Origin of the sequence: Clostridium sp. AF17-21AC (assembly GCF_003461365.1) — a bacterium.
Lineage (GTDB): Bacteria > Bacillota > Clostridia > Lachnospirales > Lachnospiraceae > Coprococcus > Coprococcus ammoniilyticus.
The window spans coordinates 150,721-175,107 of sequence record NZ_QTWY01000002.1 but is presented as its reverse complement, the minus strand read 5'-3'; the positions used below and the strand labels follow the sequence as shown (position 1 = coordinate 175,107).

25 protein-coding genes are annotated in these 24,387 nt (G+C 41.4%); 1 reads left to right on the top strand and 24 read right to left on the bottom strand.

Going from position 1 to position 24,387, the window contains the following annotated elements; genetic code table 11:
- The first annotated feature begins 109 nt into the window (after positions 1 to 109).
- Positions 110 to 733, top strand: coding sequence for a transcriptional repressor LexA (gene lexA, locus DWW85_RS03705; RefSeq protein ID WP_008400862.1), 624 nt, complete (start codon positions 110 to 112; stop codon positions 731 to 733).
- A 192-nt stretch (positions 734 to 925) separates the two neighbouring features.
- Here the strand turns inward: lexA and DWW85_RS03700 are convergent, their stop codons facing one another.
- From DWW85_RS03700 to DWW85_RS03585, 24 genes are all read right to left on the bottom strand, one after another.
- Positions 926 to 2,113, bottom strand: coding sequence for an HD-GYP domain-containing protein (locus DWW85_RS03700; protein ID WP_021943888.1), 1,188 nt, complete (start codon positions 2,111 to 2,113; stop codon positions 926 to 928).
- Between the two features lie 19 nt (positions 2,114 to 2,132).
- Positions 2,133 to 2,486 (bottom strand): ribosome silencing factor, encoded by a 354-nt coding sequence (gene rsfS, locus DWW85_RS03695; protein WP_021943889.1) that lies wholly within the window; start codon positions 2,484 to 2,486, stop codon positions 2,133 to 2,135.
- Between the two features lie 70 nt (positions 2,487 to 2,556).
- A complete protein-coding gene (gene yqeK, locus DWW85_RS03690) occupies positions 2,557 to 3,156 on the bottom strand; it encodes a bis(5'-nucleosyl)-tetraphosphatase (symmetrical) YqeK (RefSeq protein WP_021943890.1) in 600 nt (199 codons plus the stop codon).
- A 62-nt stretch (positions 3,157 to 3,218) separates the two neighbouring features.
- Entirely contained in the window at positions 3,219 to 3,881 is a 663-nt protein-coding gene (nadD, locus tag DWW85_RS03685; protein ID WP_117807549.1) for a nicotinate-nucleotide adenylyltransferase, read from the bottom strand.
- 1 nt (position 3,882) lies between these two features.
- Positions 3,883 to 4,173 carry a ribosome assembly RNA-binding protein YhbY gene (gene yhbY / locus DWW85_RS03680; protein ID WP_021943892.1) on the bottom strand — a complete coding sequence of 97 codons (291 nt, stop codon included), beginning with the start codon at positions 4,171 to 4,173 and terminating at the stop codon, positions 3,883 to 3,885.
- Between the two features lie 66 nt (positions 4,174 to 4,239).
- The gene (gene obgE, locus DWW85_RS03675; protein WP_117784837.1) at positions 4,240 to 5,529 is read right to left on the bottom strand and encodes a GTPase ObgE; all 1,290 of its coding nucleotides are present in this window, start codon (positions 5,527 to 5,529) and stop codon (positions 4,240 to 4,242) included.
- A gap of 94 nt (positions 5,530 to 5,623) precedes the next feature.
- Positions 5,624 to 5,911, bottom strand: coding sequence for a 50S ribosomal protein L27 (rpmA, locus tag DWW85_RS03670; RefSeq protein WP_004850948.1), 288 nt, complete (start codon positions 5,909 to 5,911; stop codon positions 5,624 to 5,626).
- A gap of 5 nt (positions 5,912 to 5,916) precedes the next feature.
- Positions 5,917 to 6,243: a ribosomal-processing cysteine protease Prp gene (locus tag DWW85_RS03665; RefSeq protein WP_117807548.1), complete on the bottom strand. Its 327-nt coding sequence runs from the start codon at positions 6,241 to 6,243 to the stop codon at positions 5,917 to 5,919.
- 6 nt (positions 6,244 to 6,249) lie between these two features.
- Positions 6,250 to 6,558 (bottom strand): 50S ribosomal protein L21, encoded by a 309-nt coding sequence (rplU, locus tag DWW85_RS03660; RefSeq protein ID WP_008400876.1) that lies wholly within the window; start codon positions 6,556 to 6,558, stop codon positions 6,250 to 6,252.
- A 104-nt stretch (positions 6,559 to 6,662) separates the two neighbouring features.
- The gene (locus DWW85_RS03655) at positions 6,663 to 7,829 is read right to left on the bottom strand and encodes a ribonuclease E/G (protein WP_117807547.1); all 1,167 of its coding nucleotides are present in this window, start codon (positions 7,827 to 7,829) and stop codon (positions 6,663 to 6,665) included.
- Positions 7,829 to 8,527 (bottom strand): TIGR03936 family radical SAM-associated protein, encoded by a 699-nt coding sequence (locus tag DWW85_RS03650; RefSeq protein ID WP_117807760.1) that lies wholly within the window; start codon positions 8,525 to 8,527, stop codon positions 7,829 to 7,831. The genes DWW85_RS03655 and DWW85_RS03650 overlap by 1 nt, the downstream gene beginning before the upstream one ends.
- Positions 8,502 to 10,370 carry a TIGR03960 family B12-binding radical SAM protein gene (locus tag DWW85_RS03645; RefSeq protein WP_117807546.1) on the bottom strand — a complete coding sequence of 623 codons (1,869 nt, stop codon included), beginning with the start codon at positions 10,368 to 10,370 and terminating at the stop codon, positions 8,502 to 8,504. Before DWW85_RS03645 ends, DWW85_RS03650 begins: the two co-directional genes overlap by 26 nt.
- A 20-nt stretch (positions 10,371 to 10,390) precedes the next feature.
- Entirely contained in the window at positions 10,391 to 11,755 is a 1,365-nt protein-coding gene (locus DWW85_RS03640) for a PFL family protein (RefSeq protein WP_008400880.1), read from the bottom strand.
- A 36-nt stretch (positions 11,756 to 11,791) separates the two neighbouring features.
- Positions 11,792 to 12,064 carry an ACT domain-containing protein gene (locus tag DWW85_RS03635; protein ID WP_008400881.1) on the bottom strand — a complete coding sequence of 91 codons (273 nt, stop codon included), beginning with the start codon at positions 12,062 to 12,064 and terminating at the stop codon, positions 11,792 to 11,794.
- A gap of 116 nt (positions 12,065 to 12,180) precedes the next feature.
- The gene (locus DWW85_RS03630) at positions 12,181 to 12,984 is read right to left on the bottom strand and encodes an MBL fold metallo-hydrolase (RefSeq protein WP_021943899.1); all 804 of its coding nucleotides are present in this window, start codon (positions 12,982 to 12,984) and stop codon (positions 12,181 to 12,183) included.
- 86 nt (positions 12,985 to 13,070) lie between these two features.
- On the bottom strand, positions 13,071 to 14,471 hold the full coding sequence (locus tag DWW85_RS03625; protein ID WP_117807545.1) for an ASKHA domain-containing protein: 1,401 nt from the start codon (positions 14,469 to 14,471) through the stop codon (positions 13,071 to 13,073).
- Entirely contained in the window at positions 14,471 to 15,700 is a 1,230-nt protein-coding gene (gene ilvA, locus DWW85_RS03620; RefSeq protein WP_021943901.1) for a threonine ammonia-lyase, read from the bottom strand. The genes DWW85_RS03625 and ilvA overlap by 1 nt, the downstream gene beginning before the upstream one ends.
- Before the next feature lie 108 nt (positions 15,701 to 15,808).
- Complete coding sequence (gene ftsY / locus DWW85_RS03615; RefSeq protein ID WP_021943902.1) at positions 15,809 to 16,783, bottom strand: signal recognition particle-docking protein FtsY; 975 nt, start codon at positions 16,781 to 16,783, stop codon at positions 15,809 to 15,811.
- Between the two features lie 13 nt (positions 16,784 to 16,796).
- A complete protein-coding gene (smc, locus tag DWW85_RS03610) occupies positions 16,797 to 20,354 on the bottom strand; it encodes a chromosome segregation protein SMC (RefSeq protein WP_117807544.1) in 3,558 nt (1,185 codons plus the stop codon).
- Positions 20,355 to 20,357: 3 nt separating this feature from the next.
- Positions 20,358 to 21,050 carry a ribonuclease III gene (rnc, locus tag DWW85_RS03605; RefSeq protein ID WP_117807543.1) on the bottom strand — a complete coding sequence of 231 codons (693 nt, stop codon included), beginning with the start codon at positions 21,048 to 21,050 and terminating at the stop codon, positions 20,358 to 20,360.
- Positions 21,051 to 21,052: 2 nt separating this feature from the next.
- Entirely contained in the window at positions 21,053 to 22,069 is a 1,017-nt protein-coding gene (plsX, locus tag DWW85_RS03600) for a phosphate acyltransferase PlsX (protein WP_021943905.1), read from the bottom strand.
- A gap of 235 nt (positions 22,070 to 22,304) precedes the next feature.
- Positions 22,305 to 22,487 (bottom strand): 50S ribosomal protein L32, encoded by a 183-nt coding sequence (rpmF, locus tag DWW85_RS03595; RefSeq protein WP_008400890.1) that lies wholly within the window; start codon positions 22,485 to 22,487, stop codon positions 22,305 to 22,307.
- Positions 22,488 to 22,500: 13 nt separating this feature from the next.
- The gene (locus DWW85_RS03590) at positions 22,501 to 23,016 is read right to left on the bottom strand and encodes a DUF177 domain-containing protein (protein WP_117807542.1); all 516 of its coding nucleotides are present in this window, start codon (positions 23,014 to 23,016) and stop codon (positions 22,501 to 22,503) included.
- Between the two features lie 97 nt (positions 23,017 to 23,113).
- Positions 23,114 to 24,301: an acetate kinase gene (locus DWW85_RS03585; RefSeq protein ID WP_117807541.1), complete on the bottom strand. Its 1,188-nt coding sequence runs from the start codon at positions 24,299 to 24,301 to the stop codon at positions 23,114 to 23,116.
- Positions 24,302 to 24,387 lie beyond the last annotated feature (86 nt).

The window sequence follows — 24,387 nt, the reverse complement described above, 5'->3', positions numbered from 1 at the left end:
GATGGGGAAAAAAACACACACAAGAAAAAGAACATTTGTTTGCAAAACAAACAATTGTGTGCTACTATTATTTATATAAGTTTTTAAATACATTTAGGAGGATTTACATATGGGTAAAGAAAAGCTCACGGATAAGCAAACGCAGATCCTTGAATATATACGTCATGAGATTCTTGCAAAGGGGTATCCGCCATCAATCAGAGAAATCTGTCAGGCTGTTGATCTGAAGTCTACTTCTTCTGTACATGCTCAGTTATCATCATTAGAGGCAAAGGGCTATATCAGAAGGGATCTGACAAAGTCCCGCTCAATTGAGATCATAGACGATGATTTTTCACTTACCAAACGGGAACTGGTAAACATCCCTATCGTTGGAACGGTTTCTTGTGGTCAGCCTATCCTTGCTGAACAGAACATCGAAGACTATTTCCCTGTTCCACCGGAATATATTCATAATACGAATAACCAGACCTTTATGCTTCGTGTAAAGGGTGACAGTATGATCAATGTAGGTATTTATGAAAAGGATCTTGTAATTGTTGAGCAGTGCTCTTCTGCCAGAAATGGCGAAATCGTCGTTGCATTGATCGAGGATTCTGCAACAGTTAAGACATTTTATAAAGAAAATGGTTATATCCGGTTACAGCCGGAAAATGATTATATGGATCCGATCCTTGTCGAACATTGCGAGATCCTAGGCCGTGTGATAGGTCTGTTCCGCAATTTTATCTAATCATACTTAATTTGTTCAAATTTTTTATAAAAATGCACCTCAAACGATATCAGGCATAACAAATACCTGACAAACTGATATTCTACCTGTCTACTCGACAAGAGGAATATCAATTAAGAGGTGCATTTTATTATATCGTGAGCATAGCTCACATTAAATTCTATTTGTGTCTGACATTTATATCATCTTTAATTAATATACCTGTTTATCCGGCTGTCTCTCTGCGATCTCCTTGAATGCGTCAAAGTTCTGCTTGAACAGCTCTACAACCTGTGGATCAAAATGCTTTCCGGACAGGCTTACGATCTCATTATACGTCTCTTCTACGGACCATCCGCGCTTGTAGTACCGTTCAGAGGTAAGTGCATCGAAAACGTCACATACCGCCATTAAACGGCTGATATAGGCAATCTCCTCACCCTTCATACCTAGATATCCTGTTCCGTCCCAGCGTTCATGATGCTCCTTTGCAATCGTTCTTGCAATCTGCATGATCTCACCCGGACAATGCTCCAGAAGTGCATCACCATAGAGAACATGACTTTTCATGATCGCAAATTCTTCATCTGTCAGTTTACCGGGCTTATCCAGGATCTCCTCACTGATCATAAGCTTTCCGATGTCATGCATCATGGCAGCCGTTGACAGCTTATCTACGTAATCATCATCAAAACCGGATGCCTTTCCGAGCACCCGCATGTAATCTGCTACACGTTTGATGTGTTCTCCTGTATATTTGGATTTACTCTCGGATAATTCAGCAAATGCAAATATCAGCTCTTTCTGATTGCTCTTTACTTCTTCTGCGTTATCAATTACGGAATTCAGCATCGTAGAGTTCCTGGATACAATGAAATATGCAACGAGTGACAGGATCAGAATCGTGATCACACATGGAAATACCGATAAGACCATGCTGTCTGTATAGTCCAGATAAATCGGTGCAACCATGAAATCACAGTATGTAAGATTGATAAAATCTGCAAGGATAACACCGACAGTAGACATCAGCGCAGTAAATACGACCAGCGTCTTATTATAATATAACGATGTCAGCAGGATTGGGAAGATCCAGACAACCAGTGCCATATGGGAAAATACAGAGCTCAATATCATACAGTTAAAAACTGCGATACATATGACTACATATTTGATTGCCTCATTCCTGTCATGCTTGAAAAAGTCAATAACAAGTGTTGGAATAAGCGAAAAAATACAGCAGAGAACCATACATATCGTAACCACTACAAGGTTACATTCTCTGCTGAAAAATGCAAATGCCCATAACGCAACTATCAGTGCAACAAAAAAACGCATACACTTCGCTGCTATATGATTGATCTTTATATAATTGTCTTTTAATAATCTGTTATCGTTCATACCTACCCCAAAAACATATCTATGAAAGTAAATCCTTTGTTACATCGGCTGCATCATTCCAGATGCGTTCGATATCATAGAATCTGCGTGCCTCATCCGAAAAGATATGAACAATTATATCATAATAATCTAACAAAATCCATCCTCCCTGTGAATATCCTTCCACACTTTTTAAAGAATATCCGGCTTTGTGCATTTCTTCTTCCACACTGTCGCACATCGCCTGTACCTGATTCTTGTTTGTTCCGTCTGCAATAACAAAATAATCAGCTACAGCAGAGATCTTTTTAATATCAAGTATCTTAATATCAAAGGCTTTTTTATCATCCAGGGCTTTATAAACAATTGCTGCCATTTCCTGTGCTGTATTCATATATGACGCTCCTCCTGCTCTGTATATTGATTTTAATATTGTACCCCATCCGTTTATTTATGTTGCCTGTTTAAATATCGTCTTCTTTCAGCTTATCCGCTACCGATTGATGAGCAACATAATAATTATAGGTATCGATTGACATCGGATCAGTATCATCCGTTGTGGTCTCAAGATACGATAAAGTATTTTTCAGTATATGAACGATGCATTTGTCAATATCGGTAAATGCTTCCTTCCGGATCTCCTCGATCTCCTTTAATGGTTTCCGGTTCGGCTCGATATAGTCTGCAACAAACAGGATCTTCTCAAGCATATTCATTGCCGGTTTTCCGGTGGTATGACATGCGATCGCAGACAGGATATCCGGATCCTTTACATCGTACTTTTCTCTTGCGTAGAATGCCCCAAGCTTGGCATGTAAGAGTTCCGGATTATTATATTCACATTCGCTGATCGGAAGATTATTCTTCGTACAACGCTCGATCTTTTCTTCCGGTGAAAGGCACTTTGCACAATCATGTAACAGTCCTGCAGTCAGTGCTTTTTCTACATTTACACCATGTACCATAGCCAGACAGCCTGATACATATTCTACCCCTAACGAATGCTCAAATCTTCGATCTGTCAGTTTCTTCTGAAGTTTCTCTCTCATTTCCTGTCTGTTCATTGTTCTGCCCCTTCTCCTGTAAATTGTTCCTGAACTATATTATACTGTTTTACCAATCTGCGTCAATTATTTGTCTGTTGATCAAGATTTTGATCAAGGTTTTCATCCGTCTGATATAGCCCATATTTCTTAATATAGCGGCATACTGCCATTGGTACGGCTCCTGATATATCCTGTCCGTTTTTAACAGCTTCCCGGATGCCGGACGATGACACATCAACCGGATGGATCTGCATCTGTCTGATATCCGCATCTGCATATATTTTCTTTAAATGCCGGATCTTGGCATCGATATCTTCCGCCTGGATCTGATCTCTCGTTGTAACGATCAATTTAGAGAGAGAAAGAATCCTGTCCGGTTCTCTCCAGCTGTCAAATGCAAGGATCGAATCCCCACCCATGATGAAATACCATTCCGTATCCGGATACTGTTCATGTAGCTGTGCCAGTGTATCAACGGTATAGGTAACTCCGCCACGCTGTAATTCCAGATCCGAACAACGAAGTCTGTCATGATCCTTTACTGCAAGCTCTACCATATGGAGTCTGTCTTCATTTGTAACCGATCTGTCCCACTTCTTGTATGCCGGGATATGATTCGGCATCAGCCAGATCTGATCCAGTGCAAACTGCGCCAGAGCCTGTTTTACAAGCTCCAGATGGCCGTTATGAACCGGATTAAAGCTGCCTCCTAAAATACCAATCTTCATGTTCTGATCTTTCATATTATTTTGGAAGCTCGATCTTCTTATGCTCTTTGGATGGACGATAGAATACGATCTTACGGCCGATGACCTGAACGACTTCTGATTTGGTACGTTCTGCGATCATGGAAGCCATTTCTCTCGGATCATCCAGACAATTCTTTAATACTGAGATCTTAACCAGCTCTCTTGCCTCTAACGCTTCATTTACAGACTGTGTAAATTCCGGTGTCAGGGAACTCTTGCCGATGTTTAAGATCGGATCGATATTCATTGCCAGTCCTTTTAAATATGCTCTCTGCTTACTTGTCATAGTATACTCCTAACTTATATCCTGTAACCGGCAGAATCACCTGCCGGTTTGTTATCACATTTATCTTTATTTATAATAATCAAATTCCAGTCCATACATACGAACGGTATCGCCTTCGCCGATTCCAAGCGCTTCCAGCTGGTCTAAGATACCGTTTGTCTTTAAGAATTTCTGGAAGAACTCAAATCCTTTTTCTGATTCCAGATTCGTATATCCAAGCATACGTTCAATACGAGGTCCCTCGATCACATATACGTCATCTTCTTCATTGTAGCTGACCTCAAAAGGAAGATCCGGATTATCATGGAAATCGAGATCAACCTCCGGTTCGAATTCGACTACATCATCCGGTGCATTCTTTACAAGGTCGTTGACATACCATAAAAGCTCGGAAATACCCTTACCGGATACTGCTGAGATTGGGAATATCTTCACACCGTCTTTTTCGAATTCTTCCTTTAACATCTCGATCACAGTCTCGTAACCGATCTCATCTAAGGCATCAATCTTATTTGCCGCTATAACCGTTGGACGGCTTTCGATATCCTTGTTGTATTTTTTCAATTCTTCATTAATGATCTTTACATCATTGACCGGATCTCTGCCATCGATGGAAGCTGCATCTACAATGTGGATGATGACCTTTGTACGCTCAATATGTCTCAGAAATTCCAGACCTAGTCCGACACCTTCTGCCGCACCTTCGATAATTCCCGGAATATCCGCGATAACAAATCCGTTATGTTCACCAAGATCTACTACGCCAAGATTTGGTGTCAGTGTCGTAAAATGATATTCTGCAATCTTTGGTCTTGCATTTGTAACTCTTGCAAGGAAGGTTGATTTACCTACGCTTGGGAAACCAACAAGACCGACATCTGCGATACACTTAAGTTCCAGATCGACGATCAATTCTTTTGCCGGCTGTCCCGGCTGTGCGTACTTTGGAGCCTGCATGGTTGACGTAACATAATTACGGTTACCTCGCCCACCTCGTCCACCCTTTAACAGTACGACCGGTTCTTTCTTATCTGCCATATCAAGGATCACTTTTCCTGTCTCAGAATCCTTAATGACAGTTCCTGGCGGAACTTTTAATACAACATCTGCACCATTTGCGCCATGACAGTTTCTCTTACCGCCCGGTTCGCCATCCTGTGCTCTGTACTTTGTTATATGTCTGAAATCAGTCAGGGTGTTCAAACCTTCATCTACTACAAAGATCACGTCTCCACCTTTGCCGCCATCTCCGCCATCCGGACCTCCGTCCGGCACGTATTTCTCACGACGGAAGGATACATGTCCGTCTCCGCCTTTTCCTGCTCTGATAAATATTCTGGCTCTGTCTGCAAACATTGCTTTCCTCCTTTATACATACATCCGTATGTAAAGAAAAAGCCGGAATAAACTATATTTACTCCGGCTAATAACATGCATAAACTAAGTAATATTACTCATTTACTACAGGGTAAATAGAAACCTGCTTCTTATCTCTACCCTTTCTCTCAAATCTAACGATACCATCAGCAGTAGCAAATAATGTATCATCTCCGCCGATACCAACGTTAAGACCTGGATGAATCTTTGTTCCACGCTGTCTGTAAAGGATGTTTCCAGCCTTAACGAACTGACCGTCAGCGCGCTTAGCTCCTAATCTCTTAGACTCGGAATCTCTGCCGTTCTTAGTAGAACCCACACCTTTTTTATGAGCAAAAAACTGAAGTTCCATCTTCATCATTTCAATTACACCTCCTTAAAGGTTATACAAACAAAATCACTATAGGATTCACTGATATCCGTAATACCTGTCTCAAACACTCCCATGATCAGTAAGGCATCATGTCCCGGCTGTTCATCAAACAGAAACTTCATATCTCCGTTTTTCTGATCGCTGTCTACATGAAATGCTTCCTCACAAAAGCGTTCAACAGAATTCACAACCGTGATCGCAAGTGCCGATACAGCACTACATACGATATCAGATCCTGAATCTGCATATCCTGCATGACCGGATACATAAAATCCCATTGTGTCTGAATTAGCGTTTTTATAAATGGTTACCTTTATCATAACAGATTATGCGTTGATTGACTTGATTTCAACCTGTGTATAAGCCTGTCTGTGACCATTCTTCTTATGATAGCCAGTCTTTCTCTTGTACTTGTAAACAACTACCTTCTTAGCCTTGCCATCACCAATTACAGATGCTGTAACGGTTGCGTTTGCAACTGCATCACCACATTTAACGTCTGAATCAGTACTTACTAAAATAACGTCGTCAAATGTTACTTCGCTGCCAGCTTCTGCTCCAAGCTTCTCAACTCTGATTACGTCTCCTTCAGCTACCTTGTACTGCTTACCGCCTGTTGCTATAATTGCGTACATAGGGTTTACCTCCTTAATCAAACTCGCCAGTTGTGGTGTCGCATAAAAATATGCGAACTTATACCTCACTGTGCGGCACACTAGTACACTCTACCATTTTGGTTTTATTTTGTCAACTGTTCTTTCAACGATTTGCGAATTTTTTTTCGGGTCAATTCTACCAGAGAAAGCTTAGTAACATCCACAAATGCTGCCGGAACAGAATCCTTTGCCAGCTCCTGTTCAAGGATATCTTTTATAATATCCATTGAGCCCGATTGCTTCATATTTATAAAATCAACTACGATGATCCCCGACAGATTCCGCAGTCTTAACTGTCTGCATACCTCGACTGCCGCTTCAGAATTGATACGGAGCAAATGTTCCTCAAAAGAATGTTTATCGACCGATTTACCGGTATTTACATCGATCACGACCATCGCTTCTGTCTGTTCAATCACCAGATATGCGCCCGACTTCATCCAGACCCGTTCCTTTTTCAGATTTTCCAGATCTCTTGGCAGATTATATAAAGTCAGCAGATTACAGTTCTTATCATTATACATGGTAAGCTTCACATCCGTAATCTGTTTCTCTGACAGATAGGTCTCGAATTCATCAAATACCGCCTTCTGATCCGTTACGATCTCTTGAAGCCCTGCATTATGCTTTAATATAAAATAATCGAGATATTCCGCATCATTCTTATACAGACAGGAATAACAGGTTCTGGTCTTTGCTGTCTGTATGATCTGTTCTAATTTTTCAGATAGTTCGTTTAAATCCGACAATATAACTTTATCCGGCAGCTCCTGACAGACAGTTCGTAAGATACAGCCAAATTCATCCGGCAATACTCTCTTCGCCAGTTGGTGCAGATGATCTCTTGTCTCTTTCTTTCGGATCTTCCCGGATATACCAATCCTGCCTGATGTATTCACAAGAAGATTTTCTGTCTTCAATTCAATTTCCGACGTAGCGACCGGATTCTTTGTCTTGATCGCATCCTTGCTTACCTGTATGAGAATCTCGTCTCCGGCTTTTAACACAGAATCTTTTTTTGCATTTAAAAATATATGTTTATTATCAGTGATACTATAATAGCACGGAAGCCCTGTACCGATATCGACAAAGGCTGCGTCTATATTGGATACGATATTTTCTACCTTGCCGACATAGATATTCGACAAGATGGACTGTCGGTCAAATAACATCAGATCAGACAACTTTCCATCCGAATAGACAGCTTCCAGTATATGATCTTCATAATTTGTTATTACAAGCTTATTCATCAGAATTCTTCACCTGCCATATAAAGCGGCTGTAATGAGCCATCTTTGTCATAATACGTTTCCAGTCGGTGAATATAGATCTGGAAGAAATCATAGGTCTCACCGCAAAGGTCATATAATGCCTTTACCACTAATTCCGGTTTCAGATTATAGACACTTCCGGTCTGCAACAGCATGTAGATACTGTCTTCTCTCCGTTCAAGCTTTAAAATACCCGGACGGATATTTTCTTCTTTTTCACTCTTTTTTGTTTTCTTTAATACAATAATCTCGTCCCGTTTATTCAGTTCTTCAACGGAAGCAAGTAGTTTTTCACTGAGATCATTTTGCTCCCGGAATGTAATCTCATAATCCGATGCAGCAACGATCGACATAGCATTCTTTGCATTCTCCGGGATCTGCACACATTTCGTAACATGTATCTCATCAACGGATACCGCATTTAAAGCTTCGATCATCTCAGCCGAAGTTGTCACAGAATTAAATTCTGCATCAAAATATTCACCATCCGATGTAATCCCAAGTGCAAGCGGTGCTGCAAATGAAATGATCTGGTGTGGAGAATAACCTTTGGAATAACTGATATCCAGCTTTGCCCGGCGGATCTCCTTCTGGAAATAACGCATGACATCCAGATGACCGATAAATTTCAGATTTCCAAGTTTGGAGTATTTAATTCTTATTTTCAAAACAAACACCTCCTCCAAACTTCGCTGCGCCGCAGCCGGAACACTTCATCCGGCAGTTTGGTGTAACGACCTCTGCCTGTGCGCGCTCCCATTCCTTTTCCATAAACTTTCTTGTCACTCCGATATCTATGAAATCCCACGGGAGGATCTCATCTACACATCTGTCACGATAGGTATAGAAGCCGATATCAATATGATTCTTTTCAAGCGCATTGTCCCAGTTTGATTTATCAAAATATTCCGTCCACGCATCAAAAATCTGTCCGGACTGATAGACATCATAGATTACCTGACAGAGCTTACGGTCACCTCTGGCAAGCAAACCTTCTAAGATGGTGATATCCGCTTCATGGTATGCGAATTTCAGACTCTTGTGGTTCTTTGCTTCACGGAATTTATCTTTAACAAAATACGCACGCTTCTGGAATTCCTCCGGTGTTATCATCGGCGCCCACTGGAATGGTGTAAATGGCTTTGGTACGAAATAAGATGCGGAAGCCGATACCATGACACGACCATCCCGTTTCTCTTTTGGTATATTTGCAAAATACAGTTCACTGATCTCCTCTGAGAGGTCTGCAATACCTGTAATATCATCATAAGTCTCTGTCGGAAGTCCCATCATAAAGTACAGCTTGACCTTATTCCAGCCGCCAAGGAACGCCTGTAACGAACCGTTTAATATATTCTCTTTTGTCAGACCTTTATTTATAACATTTCTTAATCGCTGTGTTCCGGCTTCCGGTGCAAATGTCAGGGAATTCTTCTTGATATCCTGAATCTTCTGCATAACATCAAGGGAAAATGCATCGATTCTGAGGGATGGAAGGGAGATATTGACATGATTGTTGTCCATCTTCTCGATCAAGCAGTCCGTAAGCTCCGGAAGTGACTGATAATCACTGGAGCTTAACGAACTGAAGGTAATCTCCTCCTGACCGGTATTATCTAACATAGCCTCTGCATAATGTTTCAGTACGTTTACATCCCTTGGTCTGGTCGGACGATAGATCATCCCTGCCTGACAGAACCGGCATCCACGGATACATCCCCGCATGATCTCTAATACAACACGGTCCTGTGTGACCTTCATATAAGAGACAACCGGCTTCTCAGGATAGACAGCGGATGACATATCCGTAACCACCTGCTTCAGAATCGTCTTTGGAACGCCTTCATATTTCGGTCCAAAGGATGCGATCGTTCCATCCTCATGATAAGTGACATCATAAAGAGCCGGCACATAAAGCCCCGGAATCTGTGACACCTTGATCAGGAATTCTTCTCTTGTCATATCGGAATGTTTATAGATCTTATATAATTCGATCAAATCACCATACACTGTTTCGCCCTCTCCGATATAGAAAATATCAAAGAAATCAGCGATCGGTTCCGGATTGTAAGAACAGGGACCACCTGCGATCACGATCGGATCCCCTTTTTTCCGGTCTTTCGACCAGATCGGAATCTCAGCCAGATCAAGCACCTGCAAGATATTCGTATAACACATTTCGTACTGAAGAGTGATGCCAAGAAAATCAAACTCTTTTAAAGGATCTTGAGACTCTAGGGCAAATAACGGAATGTGCTGTTCTTTCATAACCTTATGCAGATCCGGCCACGGAGAATAAACACGTTCACACCAGGTATCTTCTCTCCGGTTGAACATGTCATATAAAATCTGGATGCCGAGATGGGACATTCCGATCTCATACACATCCGGGAAACACATGCAAAATCTGACATCGACCTGTTCCTTGTCCTTCATGACACTGTTATATTCCCCTCCGATATATCTGGCAGGTTTTTCGATACTCATTAAAATCTCATCTGATAATGCAAGCTTTCTCATTTTATTCTCCGTTATTTATATTAGTTCTTGAAACTGTGGATAGGTGCAGGGATTCTGCCTCCACGGTTGATAAATTTTTCACATGAAAACCGGTTGACCGGCATGATCGGTGCATAGCCAAGCAGTCCACCAAATTCAGCCTGATCACCAACGCCCTTACCGATAACAGGGATCAGACGTACAGCCGTTGTCTTCTGATTGATCATACCGAGTGCCATCTCATCTGCAATGATACCGGAAATGGTAGCTGCTGATGTATCACCGGGAATTGCGATCATATCAAGTCCAACAGAACATACACAGGTCATTGCCTCTAATTTTTCAAGAGAAAGTGCACCTGCTGAAACCGCATCGATCATACGCTGATCTTCACTGACAGGGATAAATGCACCACTTAAACCACCAACATAAGAAGAAGCCATAACACCACCCTTCTTTACCTGATCATTTAATAAAGCAAGTGCTGCTGTAGTTCCTGGAGCACCGGCATATTCCAGACCAATCTCCTCAAGAATCTCACCAACACTGTCTCCGATTGCGGGTGTAGGTGCAAGTGACAAATCTACGATACCAAACGGAACACCGAGACGTTCGGATGCTTCCTTTGCAACAAGCTGTCCAACTCTTGTAACCTTAAATGCTGTCTTCTTGATCGTTTCACAGAGAACCTCAAAATTCTCACCACGAACTTCTTCCAATGCACTCTTAACAACACCGGGACCGCTGACGCCGACATTGATAACGCAATCGCCCTCTGTAACGCCATGGAATGCACCAGCCATAAACGGGTTATCATCCGGTGCATTACAGAATACTACGAACTTGCAGCATCCAAGGGAATCTTCCTCTTTTGTAAGCTCTGCTGTCTCTTTTACCATTTCACCGATCAGTTTTACAGCATCCATATCGATACCTGTCTTTGTAGAACCGACATTTACAGAGCTGCATACCTTACCGGTACATGCAAGTGCTTCCGGAATGGAACGGATCAGAAGTTCATCGGATGGAGTCATGCCCTTACATACAAGAGCGGAATAACCACCGATAAAGTTTACGCCTACGGCATCTGCAGCCTTATCCAATGTCTTTGCGATCGTTACATAATCATCTGTTGACTTACAAACAGAACTTCCGATCAATGCGATCGGTGTGATTGAGATTCTTTTATTTACGATCGGAATACCATATTTTCTTCCGATATCATTTCCGATAAATACAAGATCCTTTGCCTTTGTTGTGATCTTGGTGTAGATCTTCTCACAGGTTTCTCCTACATCCGCACCAACGCAGTCTAACAGGCTGATACCCATTGTGATCGTTCTGACATCCAGATTCATCTTGCTGATCATGGCATTGGTTTCAATTACTTCATTTATACTAATCATAGTGTGACCTCTTTTCGCCTATTTCTATTCTAAATCTTAGATTCTATGCATGGTTTCAAAGATTTTCTCATGCTGTACCTTAATCTGTACACCAATCTCATCGCCGATCTCTTTCAGTTCATTTGCGATAATTTCTGTTGACTTTGAAGATTCCTGTATATCAACGACCATCATCATATTGAAGTACCCGCCTACAATTGTCTGTGCAATATCAAGGATATTGACACTGTTCTCTGCAAGGTATACACAGACCTTTGCTGTGATTCCGATGCTGTCTTTACCAACTACTGTAATAATTCTTTTTTTCATGATGTATGTATCCTCCTATATATCACCATTTATTTGGTTTTATAATAAATTCTTTTGATATGCAAAAGAATCTTCTTCAAATAGTATTTTTATAACTGATGAACGGTTCATCATCATTAATTCCCGACTGTGAGCAAAGCTCCCGGCTGGTCGCGTCTCGCTACCTCAAGTCCAAATTCCCGGACATCCGATGCATATTCATTATCTGAAAGCTCAAGCTTTACCGTTTCATATGCAAGCTCTTCAAAATTATTTTCCTTACTCAGGTGTCCAAGCAGGATTGCTTTGATATGACTGTTTAACAATGCTTTTATTAACTGCCCGGAACGCTCGTTGGACAAATGTCCACGGTTTCCCAGAATACGTTGCTTCAGATAATATGGATATGGTCCCGCCTGAAGCATCCGTATATCATGATTTGCTTCGATCACCATGATATCGGAATTCTTTAATTTATTTACAACATAGTCATCAAAATTCCCCATATCCGTTGCAATGGAAAACTTACTTTTTCCGTCACTGATACTGTAACATACCGGATCAGCGGCATCGTGCCAAATCGCTGATGCATCGATCGACAGATCGTTGATAAAGAATGGTTCATCCGGTTCGATCTCATGGAACAAGCTGTCATCAATCGTTCCAACGGATGACATTTTCTTAATCTCAGAGATTGTTCCCCCTGTTGTATAGATCGGTATGCCATGCTTTCTCGCCATAACACCAAGCCCTTTCACATGATCAATATGCTCATGTGTTACAAGAATTCCATTCAAATCAGAAGGTTTTCGGTCGATCTCATTTAACGCTGTTTCAATTTTCTTACCACTTACGCCTGCATCTACAAGCAGATGTGTCTCTTCATTGCCTACATAATAGCAATTTCCACTGCTACCACTGGCAATACTCAGTAATTCCATATTCTACGCCTCAACTCTGCATCTCCAAAATGTATGAAAAAGCTTCCTGAATATCAGCTTACTCTATCTTTCATACTTATTCCGGTCTAATATGTCCGAAACGGCAGATGCTCGATATATATTGTATTAAAATCCGAACGATTACTCAGATCCACATACCGGATCTTCTCTTTAAACCTGTTTATTGTATCAATAAAACCCGGTTCAATCAAGGACAAATATGCGCCCTCAAGTGAAGTATTGCCAAGAACCTTCATTTTCCCCTGAAAGCTCTGCGGGAATAGTCCCAGTGTTACTGCATTTGTCAGATTTAGATGGAATCCAAAGCCTCCTGCAATACAGACTTCAGCAATATCGGAAAGCTCAATACCGATCTCTCTTACAAGCATCATGATTCCTGAAAGGATTGCTGATTTTCCAAGCTGAAATGCCCGAATCGTCTCCATGTCAATCTTCATGTTGCTTCCCATCGAGATACCGGATTCAAAATACGGTTCCGCAAGCACTCCTTCCGCATCCATCTGTCCCCGTTTTAACAATAATGCCAGCATGTCAAATATATTCGAACCGAATACATTTGCTGTACGAAAACATCCTTCAAACGCTGAACCACAGGCAGCAGAGGTCGCCACTCCGTATTCCTTATTACAGAGAATGATCTCCCCGTTTGTTCCAAGATCAATCAGCATACGATATGAGAAATCACGATCAATCTCTGCGGCAACTGCGCCTGCTGCAATATCTGCGCCGGAAAATGCCGCAATATTCGGCAGACAGATAACATCCGAAGCCGCATTCTCAAAAGATGGAGAAACGATAAAGTCATTCTGTTCTATCACCCGGATATCCGAATTCTTAAGTGTAAACGGATATCCAAACAGATTCTCTGTCGTAAGCCCTTCTGCGATCGAAAGCATCGTTGCATTTCCTGCCAGAACATATCTGCGGATATGATCTACAGCTTCCGGCGTATTTATAAGCATATGGTCAACACCCTTTTGAATATCCGAAAACAAAAGTGACCGCAGATGCTCCAGACCTTCCTTTGTATCTGCCGCTTGAATCCTCGCTACGACATCAGCACCTGTCGCGATCTGTGAGTTAAGCGTACTGAATGAGCATTTAACTGCTTTCTCATTCAGATCCACAAGCTCCATACCGATCGTAGTCGTACCGATGTCAATGGCAATGCCATATGCGGAAGTAACAGGCTTCTTTCTCTGTTCGGTTGGCAGATTCATCTTATGCCCTGTAATACCGGTAAGCTGTTCTTCCTCCAGCCGTATCGAGATATCCCTATCTACAATGTACTGGCAGCTTTTTACAAAACTGCCAGTATCCTGATTCCATACCAGACACCGGTTACAGCGTCCTTTCATGCCGCAGTTTCCTGCGAAGACATATCCTGCCGCAGTCAGTACCTGATACAGATTATCTCCTTTATTACATTTGATCTGTTCTGTTCCGTTTACAGTTACATTTATCATTAATTATAAATTCCTGTTGTCATTTTTTCCTTTGGTCTGTAACCATGTTCTGCGAGCGTATTAATGATCAGCTGCTTATGTTCCGGACCAAATGCTTCCAGTGTGATCACAAGTTCAACTGCCGAATTACGATTGATCGATACAAACTGGTTATGCTCCAGTTTGATGATATTTCCCTGTAAATCTGCAATAATCTTGGAAATATTCATCAATGCGCCCGGCTTATCCGGAAGCAAGGTTGAAACTGTGAAGATACGGCTTCTGGCAATCAATCCGTGCTGTACTAAGGATGCAAATGTGATCATATCCATATTACCGCCACTTAAGATGCTGACAACCTTCTGTCCCTTCACATTCAGATGCTTTAAGGCTGCAACAGTAAGCAGACCGGAATTTTCAACCAGCATCTTATGATTTTCCAACATATCAAGGAAGCAGACGATCAGTTCATTGTCTTCTACTGTGATGATACCGTCCAGATTCTTCTGAATGTATGGGAAGATCTTTGATCCCGGAGTCTTAACTGCTGTACCATCTGCGATCGTGTCTACCATTGGAAGTGTCGTTACTTTCTTATTCTTCAAAGAAACCTGCATACAATTTGCGCCTGCGGGTTCTACACCGATCACTTTGATATTCGGATTCATCATCTTGGCCAGTGTAGATACACCGGTAGCCAGTCCGCCACCACCGATCGGAACAAGAATATAATCTACAAACGGAAGCTCCTTGATGATTTCCATTGCGACAGAGCCCTGTCCGGTTGCAACATCCAGATCATCGAATGGATGAATAAAGGTATAACCCTTATCTTCTGCAAGCTCTAATGCATATGCGCAGGATTCGTCGTATACATCTCCATATAAGATAACCTCTGCACCATATGATTTGGTGCGGTTTACTTTGATCAGAGGAGTTGACGATGGCATAACGATCGTTGCTTTTACCCCATATGCTTTTGCTGCATATGCAACACCCTGTGCATGATTTCCGGCTGATGCAGTGATCAGACCTTTCTGTCTTTCTTCGTCTGTCAGTGTACTGATCTTATAATATGCTCCACGGATCTTATACGCTCCGGTAAGCTGCATATTTTCCGGTTTAAAAAATACTTTATTCCCTGTCAGGTTGCTGTAATATTCGCTCTCTACCAGCTTTGTTGGTAAAACAACTTTTTTAATTATATTATATGCCTCTTCAAATTTTTCTAATGTAAGTTCTTCTGCCATTGTCAGTCTCCTTTTTCTGTATTTCATATTCAGACAGTTATTATCCACCATTGTCATTACTTTTTTATTTTCTAACAGTTACTAGAATAAATTGCACGATTTTCATAATTATAGATCAGCTTCATCCATAAGAATGTCAAGCTCGCTTCGGTCTTCGTCAAAGCCTGAGAACAGTGCTTCCACATATGCGGACGGATCAAAACGCTGTAAGTCGTCAATCTTCTCACCGATTCCGATAAATTTAACCGGAACATTCAATTCTGCCTGAATTGCAATCGCGATACCACCCTTGGCTGTACCGTCTAGCTTTGTGATCACGATACCATCAATCTCCGTTACATTGCTGAACTGTCTTGCCTGCTCTAATGCATTCTGTCCGGTCGTTCCATCTAACACGATCAAGGATTCTACATTTGCATCCGGATAATCTCTGGAAATGATGCGGCGCATCTTAGCCAGCTCATCCATCAGGTTCTTTTTATTATGAAGTCTTCCGGCTGTATCGATCAATAAAATATCGGTATTTCTTGCCTTTGCAGCAGATACCGCATCGTATACAACTGCCGCAGGATCTGCGCCCTCATTATGAGAGATCATCTCTACACCTGCACGATCCGCCCAGGTCTTTAACTGATCGATTGCGGCTGCACGGAATGTATCAGCGGCTGCGATCAGAACCTTTTTACCGCTCTTCTTATACTGGGCTGCCAGCTTACCGATCGTAGTTGTCTTACCGACACCATTTACACCGATCACAAGTATAACTGATTTTTTCTTTTCAAAATCATATGCACTTTCATCCACCATCATCTGATCTCTTATGATATTGATGATCAGTTCCTTGCATGCCGCAGGTTCTTTGATCCTGGCCTCCTTGACACGTTCTTTCAGGTTCTCGATCACCTTTTCCGTTGTCTCATATCCCATATCAGCCATGATGAATGTCTCTTCCAGTTCTTCATAAAAATCATCATCAATATGGGATGCTCCAAACACGGAAGAAAAACTGTCTACGATACTATTTCTTGTCTTACTGAGTCCTTCTTTTAATCGTTTGAAAAATCCCTTCTTTTCCTCAGCCATAGCTTATACCTCCTTATTTGTCCAGATCGTTTTCGATCAGATTTACGGATACCAGAGTGGATACACCCTTTTCCTGCATCGTAATACCATACAGGATATCGGCTGCTTCCATGGTTCCCTTTCTATGTGAAATGACAATAAACTGTGTGTCCTTTGTCAATCGGTTCAGATACTGTGCAAATCGTCTTACATTTGAATCATCCAGTGCTGCTTCGATCTCGTCCAGCAAACAGAATGGTGATGGTTTCAGACTCTGGATCGCAAATAACAGTGCAATCGCTGTCAGTGACTTTTCACCACCGGAAAGCTGCATCATGTTCTGTAATTTCTTTCCCGGCGGCTGTGCAATGATACGGATACCGGTCTCTAAAAGATTGGTATCATCGACCAGTTCCAGTGCACCTCGTCCACCACCGAACAGCTCTTTAAAGACCTTGTCGAACATAACCTGGATCTCTTTGAACTTCGTATTGAACTGTTCCTGCATGGATACATTCAATTTCTCGATCACATCTAACAGATTCTTCTCTGCAAGAACGATATCATCATGCTGTCCCTTTAAAAACTCATATCGTTCTGATACTTCTTTATAGTCCTCGATCGCATTGACATTGACATCACCAAGTGATTTGATCTTTGCTTTTACTGCGGTGATCTCTTTCTTTAAGGATGAAAGATCGTTTAATTCCTCATCCCGGAACTCTGCCGCCATATTTAATGTCAATTCATATTCTGCCCACATATAATTTGACAGCTCATCCGACTTCTCCGTATTCTTCTCAATCGCTGAATCAAGCTTGAATACTGCCTTTTCCAGACCTGCGATCTTCTCGGATAATTCTTCCCGGATCGCAAAGAATTCTTTATGACTGGCTGTCATATCATCCCGTTCTTTATGATATGCTGCAAGCTGTTCTTCCTGATCAGATACTTCATCGGAATCTTTCTCGATCGTCTTACGGATCGCCTCTGCCTGTTCTTCTAACTTCGTGATATCTGTGCCTGTCGCCTGTACCTGTGTTATATAGGATGCCAGTTCTTCCTGTAATTTCTCATCATCCAAACGGATACGTCTTATATTCTCCTGAATAAAGTCATCCTTCTGTTTTACTGAGTTATATTCGATCAGTAATTCAGATACCTTCGTATTTGCCGCTGCAAGCTTGCTCTGTGCTTCGATAGCCTTGGCTTCCAGTTCCTTGATCATTTCTTCACACTGAACCTTGGCAGCTTCATGCTTCTTATTATTATCAGCAAGCTGATCTTTATTTGTATTGATCTCCGCTATCTGACTGTTCAACTCATTGATTTCTTTCTGGATCGATGCAAATGCTTTCTCAGACTCTGCAAGCTTGGATGCTACCTGCTCCATATTTAAAGACAACGTATTCTTCTCAAGATATGCCTGCTGAAGTCTTGTGTTTAAGCTCTCAATCTGCGCGCGGAGTGCATCTCTTGACGTTTTTAATTCTTCATCCAGTCCGGCTGCATCCTTTGCGATCAGATTTAACTCATCGATCTTTTCCCTGATCTCATCCAATTCTCTCTTTCGTCCAAGAAGATTACTGGAATTACGGAAAGCACCACCTGTCATTGATCCGCCCGGATTGATCAGTTCACCTTCGATCGTAACCAGTCTCAGAGACTGATTGTATTTTCTCGCAACTGCAAGTGCATGGTCGATGTTATCTACAACCACGATCCTGCCAAGCAGATTCTTAACGAGTCGATCAAATTTTGCATCTGCCTTTACCAGAGAAGAAGCGATACCGATCACACCCTGTTCTGACAGAACTTCATTTCGAACCTGTCCACGGTCTGTGATCGTATTTAACGGAAGAAAAGTTGCACGACCATATTTGTTCTGTTTTAAGAACTGAATGATCTTCTTTGCCGTGCTGTCATCCTCCGTAACAATATTCTGAATGCTTCCGCCGAGTGCAGTCTCGACAGCAACCTCATACTTCTTATCTACATCGATTATATCAGCAACAACTCCAATAATGCCCGGATTGTTCTTTTTCTGCTCCATAACACGACGGATGCTGTTGCCATAGCCATCATAGCGTTCTGTAATATTCCGGAGTGCTTCCATCTTGGATCTGGTCGCTGATAATTCTTCGTTTGTATTATGTATCCGCTCACGATTGACTTTATTTCTGCTCTGATTTTCTTCCAGATCCTTTTCTGCAGTTTCGAGTTCCTTGATAATGCCGGATACATTCTGATCCAATACAGATAGCTTTGCCTGTAACTCATCATGTTCCTTCCGGTCGTTATTATCATCACTTTTAAATTGCAGATATCTCTGATTTAACTGGGTCTTACGGAAGTTGATGTTCTCAAGCATCGCATCATATCTTCCGACCTTCGCCTGAAGATTTCCACTCTCATGGATATATTCGATGATGTCGGATTTACATTCTTCGATCTTATCCTGACATTCATGGATATAGGCATCCAAGCGGCTGCTTTCTCCTTTTGCAGTATCCAGAGAACCGGAAATGGTTGAAACCTGATCTCCAAGGGCATCCTTTTGTCCTTGATAATTCTCCATCTCTTTCCGATCAGTTTCCCGCTGACGGTTGATCCTGTCAATCTGTTCCTGTATATTCTTATCATTCTGTCGGGAGTTCAAGATCTGCTGGTTGATAACGTTGATCTCACCTTCCAAACGTTCATTTTTTAACCGGAGCTCATGCACCTGATTCTTGGATGCATCGATTGCCTGATTGATCTCCTCTAACGCCTGCTCGATACGCTCATATTCTTCCTTTGTATGCTCCAGTTCTTCTTTATTCTGCGTGAGATCATTATTTAAGATTTCCCGATTCTCTGTATCTTTATCAAGAATCTCTTTTAAATGCTCCATTTCAAGGAAAAAAGCATTGATATCCAGTTTCTTCAGTTCGTCCTTAAACAACAGATATTTTCTCGCTGTTTCTGACTGCTTCTGTAATGGACCAACCTGCTTTTCCAACTCATATAAAATATCATTGACACGACTTAGATTGTCACGCTCTGCCTCTAATGATTTCTCGGCTGCCGCTTTGTTCTTTTTAAATTTTACAATTCCTGCCGCTTCATCGAACAGTTCCCGTCGTTCCTCCGGTTTACCATTTAAGATCTTCTCAATCTGACCCTGTCCGATAATGGAATATCCCTCTTTACCGATACCGGTATCAAAGAACAGCGAATTTACATCCTTTAAACGACTGACTGTACCATTAATAAGATATTCACTTTCTCCCGAACGATACACACGTCTGGCAACCGTTACTTCATTATAATCAATCGGCAGATGATGATCACTGTTATCTAACGTGATCGCTACATAAGCAGAACCCTGTGGCTTACGAAGCTGTGTACCGGAGAAGATTACATCCTCCATCTTAGAGCCTCGGAGACTCTTTGCACTCTGTTCACCAAGTACCCAGCGGACAGCATCCGCTACGTTACTCTTCCCCGAACCATTCGGTCCAACGATACAGGTTATTCCATGATTGAATTTGAATACGATTTTATTTGCAAATGATTTGAAGCCGTTTACTTCAATACTTTTTAAATACATATATTAACCCTGCTTTTTCTTTATTTGTAACAGTGCATTATATGCTGCCGTCTGCTCCGAAGCCTTTCTGGATGCTCCTTCACCTGTTGCAACATGCTCCCCGTTAATGCACACCTCGGATATATAAGATTTATTATGATCCGGCCCCTTCTCCTCTAACAAGGCATAAGTAAGGGTTTTTTCTTCTTTCTGCGCAAGCTCCTGCAAGGTTGACTTGGCATCATAAAACAGTGAATGTGTCTCAACATCATCAAGTAAAAACCGGTGGACAAATTTCTTTGCCTCATCTAAGCCGCCATCCAGATAGATCGCACCGAGAACTGCCTCAAACAGATCACACATGATTGAGTTCCGATTTCTTCCTCCGGTCAGATCTTCTCCCCTGCTTAACAGAACATAATGTCCAAACTTTAGTTCCTTGGATATCTGAGACAAGGTAAATTCACATACCAGACTTGCTCGGAGCTTTGTTAATTTTCCTTCCGGGTAATCCGGATAATTTTTATAAAGATATTCACTTACAACAAATTCCAAGATTGCATCCCCAAGGAATTCCGATCGTTCATAGGATTCTACTTTATTGATCTTCCGCTCATTTGCATAGGACTTATGTGTTAACGCTGTTACAAGCAGTTCCAGATCATGAAAGGTATACCCAATGATATCTTCTATATTATGAAATCGTTCTGTGTTCATAATTACTTCGCCACTTCTTTTCCAATATTCTCGGCAATTTTTTCATTTACACCATTTTCCTTGAAATTAATACACTGGAAAATAGCGCTCTTAACCTCTTCGTTATGAGAATTACCGTGGATCTTTACAACAAGGCCCTTTAAGCCAAGCAACGGTGCACCACCTTTGTTCTTCGCATTAAAACGTTCCTTCAAGCCGTTCAATGAACTCTTGATCAGAAGTCCTCCGATCTTGGTTTTAAATGAAGACATGATCGTATTCTTGATCTCACCTAAAAGCATCTTTGCAAGGCCTTCATACAACTTTAAGATAACATTTCCGACAAATGCTTCACAGACAATAACATCTGCTGCACCATTTGGAATCTCTCTTGCCTCGATACTTCCAACAAAATTAATGTCCTTACATTCTTTTAATAATGGATATGTCTCTTTTACAAGAGCATTTCCCTTTTCTTCTTCATCGCCGATATTTACGATTGCAACTCTTGGATTCTTTACATGCTCGATATTCTCCATATAGATAGAACCCATCTTGGCAAACTGTAGCAGATGCTCCGGTCTCGCATCGACATTCGCTCCACAGTCGATCAGAAGGGAATAACCCTTTGATGTAGGAAGTAATGGAGCAAGTGGTGAACGCTTTACACCTTTGGAACGTCCGACTACCAACTGTCCACCTGCAAGGATCGCACCTGAGCTTCCGGCTGAAATAATCGCATCAGCTTCTCCGTTTTTTACCATATTCAGACCAACCACCAGTGAAGAATCCTTCTTGCTTCTGACAGCCTGTACCGGGGCTTCATGACAGGTGATCTCCTCTGTTGCATTTACAACCTCGATCTTTGACTGATCGTAAGTATATTTTGCAAGTTCCTTCTTTATTACATCTTCTTTACCGGTCAGTATTATCTGTGCCTTTGCGCCTTCATTGATCGCTTCTACTGCACCTCTTATGATCCACTCCGGTGCATAATCTCCACCCATGGCATCTACGACTACTCTTGTTACTTCGCTCATCTTATTCCTGTTTCCTTTCTATACCTGAACTATTCCGGCATTTCCATATTTCTTATTATACGAATCGGAGTCCAGACTCCTACGCAGACCAACCCCAGGGTTTGTCAGAATAGGACTCTGCTCTGACCGTATAAATGCACAAAGCTATTATATATTTTGCCTTTCTTAAAGTCAACAGGGGATATCGGTGCAAAAAAATAAAGCCTTCCGATCGCTCGGAAAGCTCTATTTATAATTACTCACCTACTGAGATAATCTCTTTCTTGTTGTATGAACCACAATTCTTACATACTCTATGTGGAACCATTAATTCGCCACACTTGCTGCACTTTACTAATGCAGGAGCAGTCATCTTCCAGTTAGCTCTACGCTTATCTCTTCTGGCCTTTGAACTCTTATTCTTTGGACAAATTGACATTAATCACACCTCCTCAACCTTTCAAGATGTTTGCAAAAACTGATAATCTTGGATCCGGAACAAAATCATCACAATCACATGTTTCATGATTCAGATTTGCTCCACACACTTTGCACAGACCTTTGCAATCATCTTTGCATAATATCTGCATCGGGACTAAAGTCATTAGTTCCTTCTGTAAAAGCATGTCCATATTAATAATGTGATCTTCCAGATAATCTAATTCCTCGATCTCATCAACTTTATCTGTTTCAAAGATAGCCATATCGATCATCTCGTCTATGTCCACTTCAAAATCCTCTGTAATTTCATCCAGACAACGGTCACATAGCATCTTAAGTGTGACAACACAGCCGCCCTTAAGACTTGCTTTTCTCTTACCTTCATTTCTGACAGTAAGATGAAAATCCTTTACACTATCGACTACATATACATTTCCGTTGAAAGAAAATTCCTTCAATTCAGATATAACATCGTAGTCTTTTACCTGTCCTTCTGTCGATAAAATCTCTGATAAATCAATTAACATAATATCTCCTAAAAATCGCACATTGGTTATTATACATATTTGAATACTCTTTGTCAACGATAAAATCACATATTTTTTGCCATATTTTTCTTTTTCGTTACACTAAAGCAACAGTCTCTCTTGCAATCGCAAGCTCTTCATTTGTAGGGACTACGAATACCTTTACTTTTGAATCAGGTGTAGAGATCAGCTTTTCATCTCCCATAACCTTATTTGCTTCCTGATCGATCGTAATACCCATGTATTCCATATCTGACATTGCAAGGTTTCTGACATATGGATTATTCTCACCGATACCGGCTGTAAATGCAATCGCGTCTACTCCACCCATTGCTGCGGCATATGCACCGATATACTTCTTGACACCATATGCAAATACATCAAGTGCAAGACGACATCTGTCATTTCCTTCTTCCATACCCTTGCCGAGATCTCTGAAATCACTGAATCCACCGGAGAGACCATAAACACCGGACTTTTTATTTAAGATCGTATTGATCTCTTCGATATTCTTTCCTGTCTTGTTTGCAAGGAATTCGATAATGGCAGGATCGATATCACCGGATCTTGTTCCCATGATCACACCTGCAAGCGGTGTCAGACCCATGGTTGTATCTACTGATTTTCCACCCTTAACCGCTGTAATACTGGAACCATTGCCAAGATGACATACGATGATCTTTGTATCTTCGATATTTTTTCCAAGAAGCTCTGCTGTTCTCTTTGATACAAAGCTGTGGCTTGTGCCGTGGAAACCATATCTTCTAATCTTATAGTCTGTATAATATTCATAAGGAATACCATAGATATACGCTTTATCCGGCATTGTCTGATGAAACGCTGTATCAAATACACCGACATTCGGGACACCCGGCATCAGCTTCTGGCATGCACGAATACCGATCAGGTTTGCCGGATTATGTAATGGCGCAAGATCGTTACATTCTTCAATCGCAGCAATTACTTCATCTGTAATCACAACAGACTTGGCAAATTTCTCACCACCATGTACGATTCTGTGACCTACCGCATCGATCTCGGACAGATCAGTGATCGCACCTGTCTCTTTATCTGTTAATGCTTCTAATACATAACTGACTGCTGCATTATGATCCGGCATAGGAAGATCCTTTGTATATTTCTCTTTTCCTGTCGTTGTATGGGTAAGTCTTCCATCTACAGCGATACGTTCACATAAGCCCTTTGCAAGAAGTTCTTCTGTATCAGAATCGATCAACTGATACTTCAACGATGAACTGCCACAGTTAATAACTAAAACCTTCATATTAAATATCCTCACTTTATATATTTTGTTCTGACCGGCACAACGCCTGTCGTATATAACATAATTTATTTATACAGTTATCTGCT

Bases quoted from the DNA above. Each gene is read 5' to 3' on its own strand.
- DWW85_RS03645 (WP_117807546.1), bottom strand. From the start codon at position 10,370: ATGAGAAAGCTTGCATTATCAGATGAGATTTTAATGAGTATCGAAAAA.
- DWW85_RS03700 (WP_021943888.1), bottom strand. From the start codon at position 2,113: ATGAACGATAACAGATTATTAAAAGACAATTATATAAAGATCAATCAT.
- rpmA (WP_004850948.1), bottom strand. From the start codon at position 5,911: ATGATGAAGATGGAACTTCAGTTTTTTGCTCATAAAAAAGGTGTGGGT.
- DWW85_RS03635 (WP_008400881.1), bottom strand. From the start codon at position 12,064: ATGAAAAAAAGAATTATTACAGTAGTTGGTAAAGACAGCATCGGAATC.
- rsfS (WP_021943889.1), bottom strand. From the start codon at position 2,486: ATGAATACAGCACAGGAAATGGCAGCAATTGTTTATAAAGCCCTGGAT.
- DWW85_RS03585 (WP_117807541.1), bottom strand. From the start codon at position 24,301: ATGAAGGTTTTAGTTATTAACTGTGGCAGTTCATCGTTGAAGTATCAG.
- nadD (WP_117807549.1), bottom strand. From the start codon at position 3,881: ATGAAAGATCAGAACATGAAGATTGGTATTTTAGGAGGCAGCTTTAAT.
- rpmF (WP_008400890.1), bottom strand. From the start codon at position 22,487: ATGTCAATTTGTCCAAAGAATAAGAGTTCAAAGGCCAGAAGAGATAAG.
- yqeK (WP_021943890.1), bottom strand. From the start codon at position 3,156: ATGAACAGACAGGAAATGAGAGAGAAACTTCAGAAGAAACTGACAGAT.
- DWW85_RS03630 (WP_021943899.1), bottom strand. From the start codon at position 12,984: ATGGAATTACTGAGTATTGCCAGTGGTAGCAGTGGAAATTGCTATTAT.
- rplU (WP_008400876.1), bottom strand. From the start codon at position 6,558: ATGTACGCAATTATAGCAACAGGCGGTAAGCAGTACAAGGTAGCTGAA.
- DWW85_RS03625 (WP_117807545.1), bottom strand. From the start codon at position 14,471: ATGATAAATGTAACTGTAAACGGAACAGAACAGATCAAATGTAATAAA.
- DWW85_RS03640 (WP_008400880.1), bottom strand. From the start codon at position 11,755: ATGATTAGTATAAATGAAGTAATTGAAACCAATGCCATGATCAGCAAG.
- DWW85_RS03590 (WP_117807542.1), bottom strand. From the start codon at position 23,016: ATGTTAATTGATTTATCAGAGATTTTATCGACAGAAGGACAGGTAAAA.
- obgE (WP_117784837.1), bottom strand. From the start codon at position 5,529: ATGTTTGCAGACAGAGCCAGAATATTTATCAGAGCAGGAAAAGGCGGA.
- ilvA (WP_021943901.1), bottom strand. From the start codon at position 15,700: ATGGCAGAAGAACTTACATTAGAAAAATTTGAAGAGGCATATAATATA.
- DWW85_RS03665 (WP_117807548.1), bottom strand. From the start codon at position 6,243: ATGATAAAGGTAACCATTTATAAAAACGCTAATTCAGACACAATGGGA.
- smc (WP_117807544.1), bottom strand. From the start codon at position 20,354: ATGTATTTAAAAAGTATTGAAGTAAACGGCTTCAAATCATTTGCAAAT.
- ftsY (WP_021943902.1), bottom strand. From the start codon at position 16,783: ATGGCTGAGGAAAAGAAGGGATTTTTCAAACGATTAAAAGAAGGACTC.
- yhbY (WP_021943892.1), bottom strand. From the start codon at position 4,173: ATGACAAGTAAGCAGAGAGCATATTTAAAAGGACTGGCAATGAATATC.
- lexA (WP_008400862.1), top strand. From the start codon at position 110: ATGGGTAAAGAAAAGCTCACGGATAAGCAAACGCAGATCCTTGAATAT.
- plsX (WP_021943905.1), bottom strand. From the start codon at position 22,069: ATGAGCGAAGTAACAAGAGTAGTCGTAGATGCCATGGGTGGAGATTAT.
- DWW85_RS03655 (WP_117807547.1), bottom strand. From the start codon at position 7,829: ATGAATAAGCTTGTAATAACAAATTATGAAGATCATATACTGGAAGCT.
- rnc (WP_117807543.1), bottom strand. From the start codon at position 21,050: ATGAACACAGAACGATTTCATAATATAGAAGATATCATTGGGTATACC.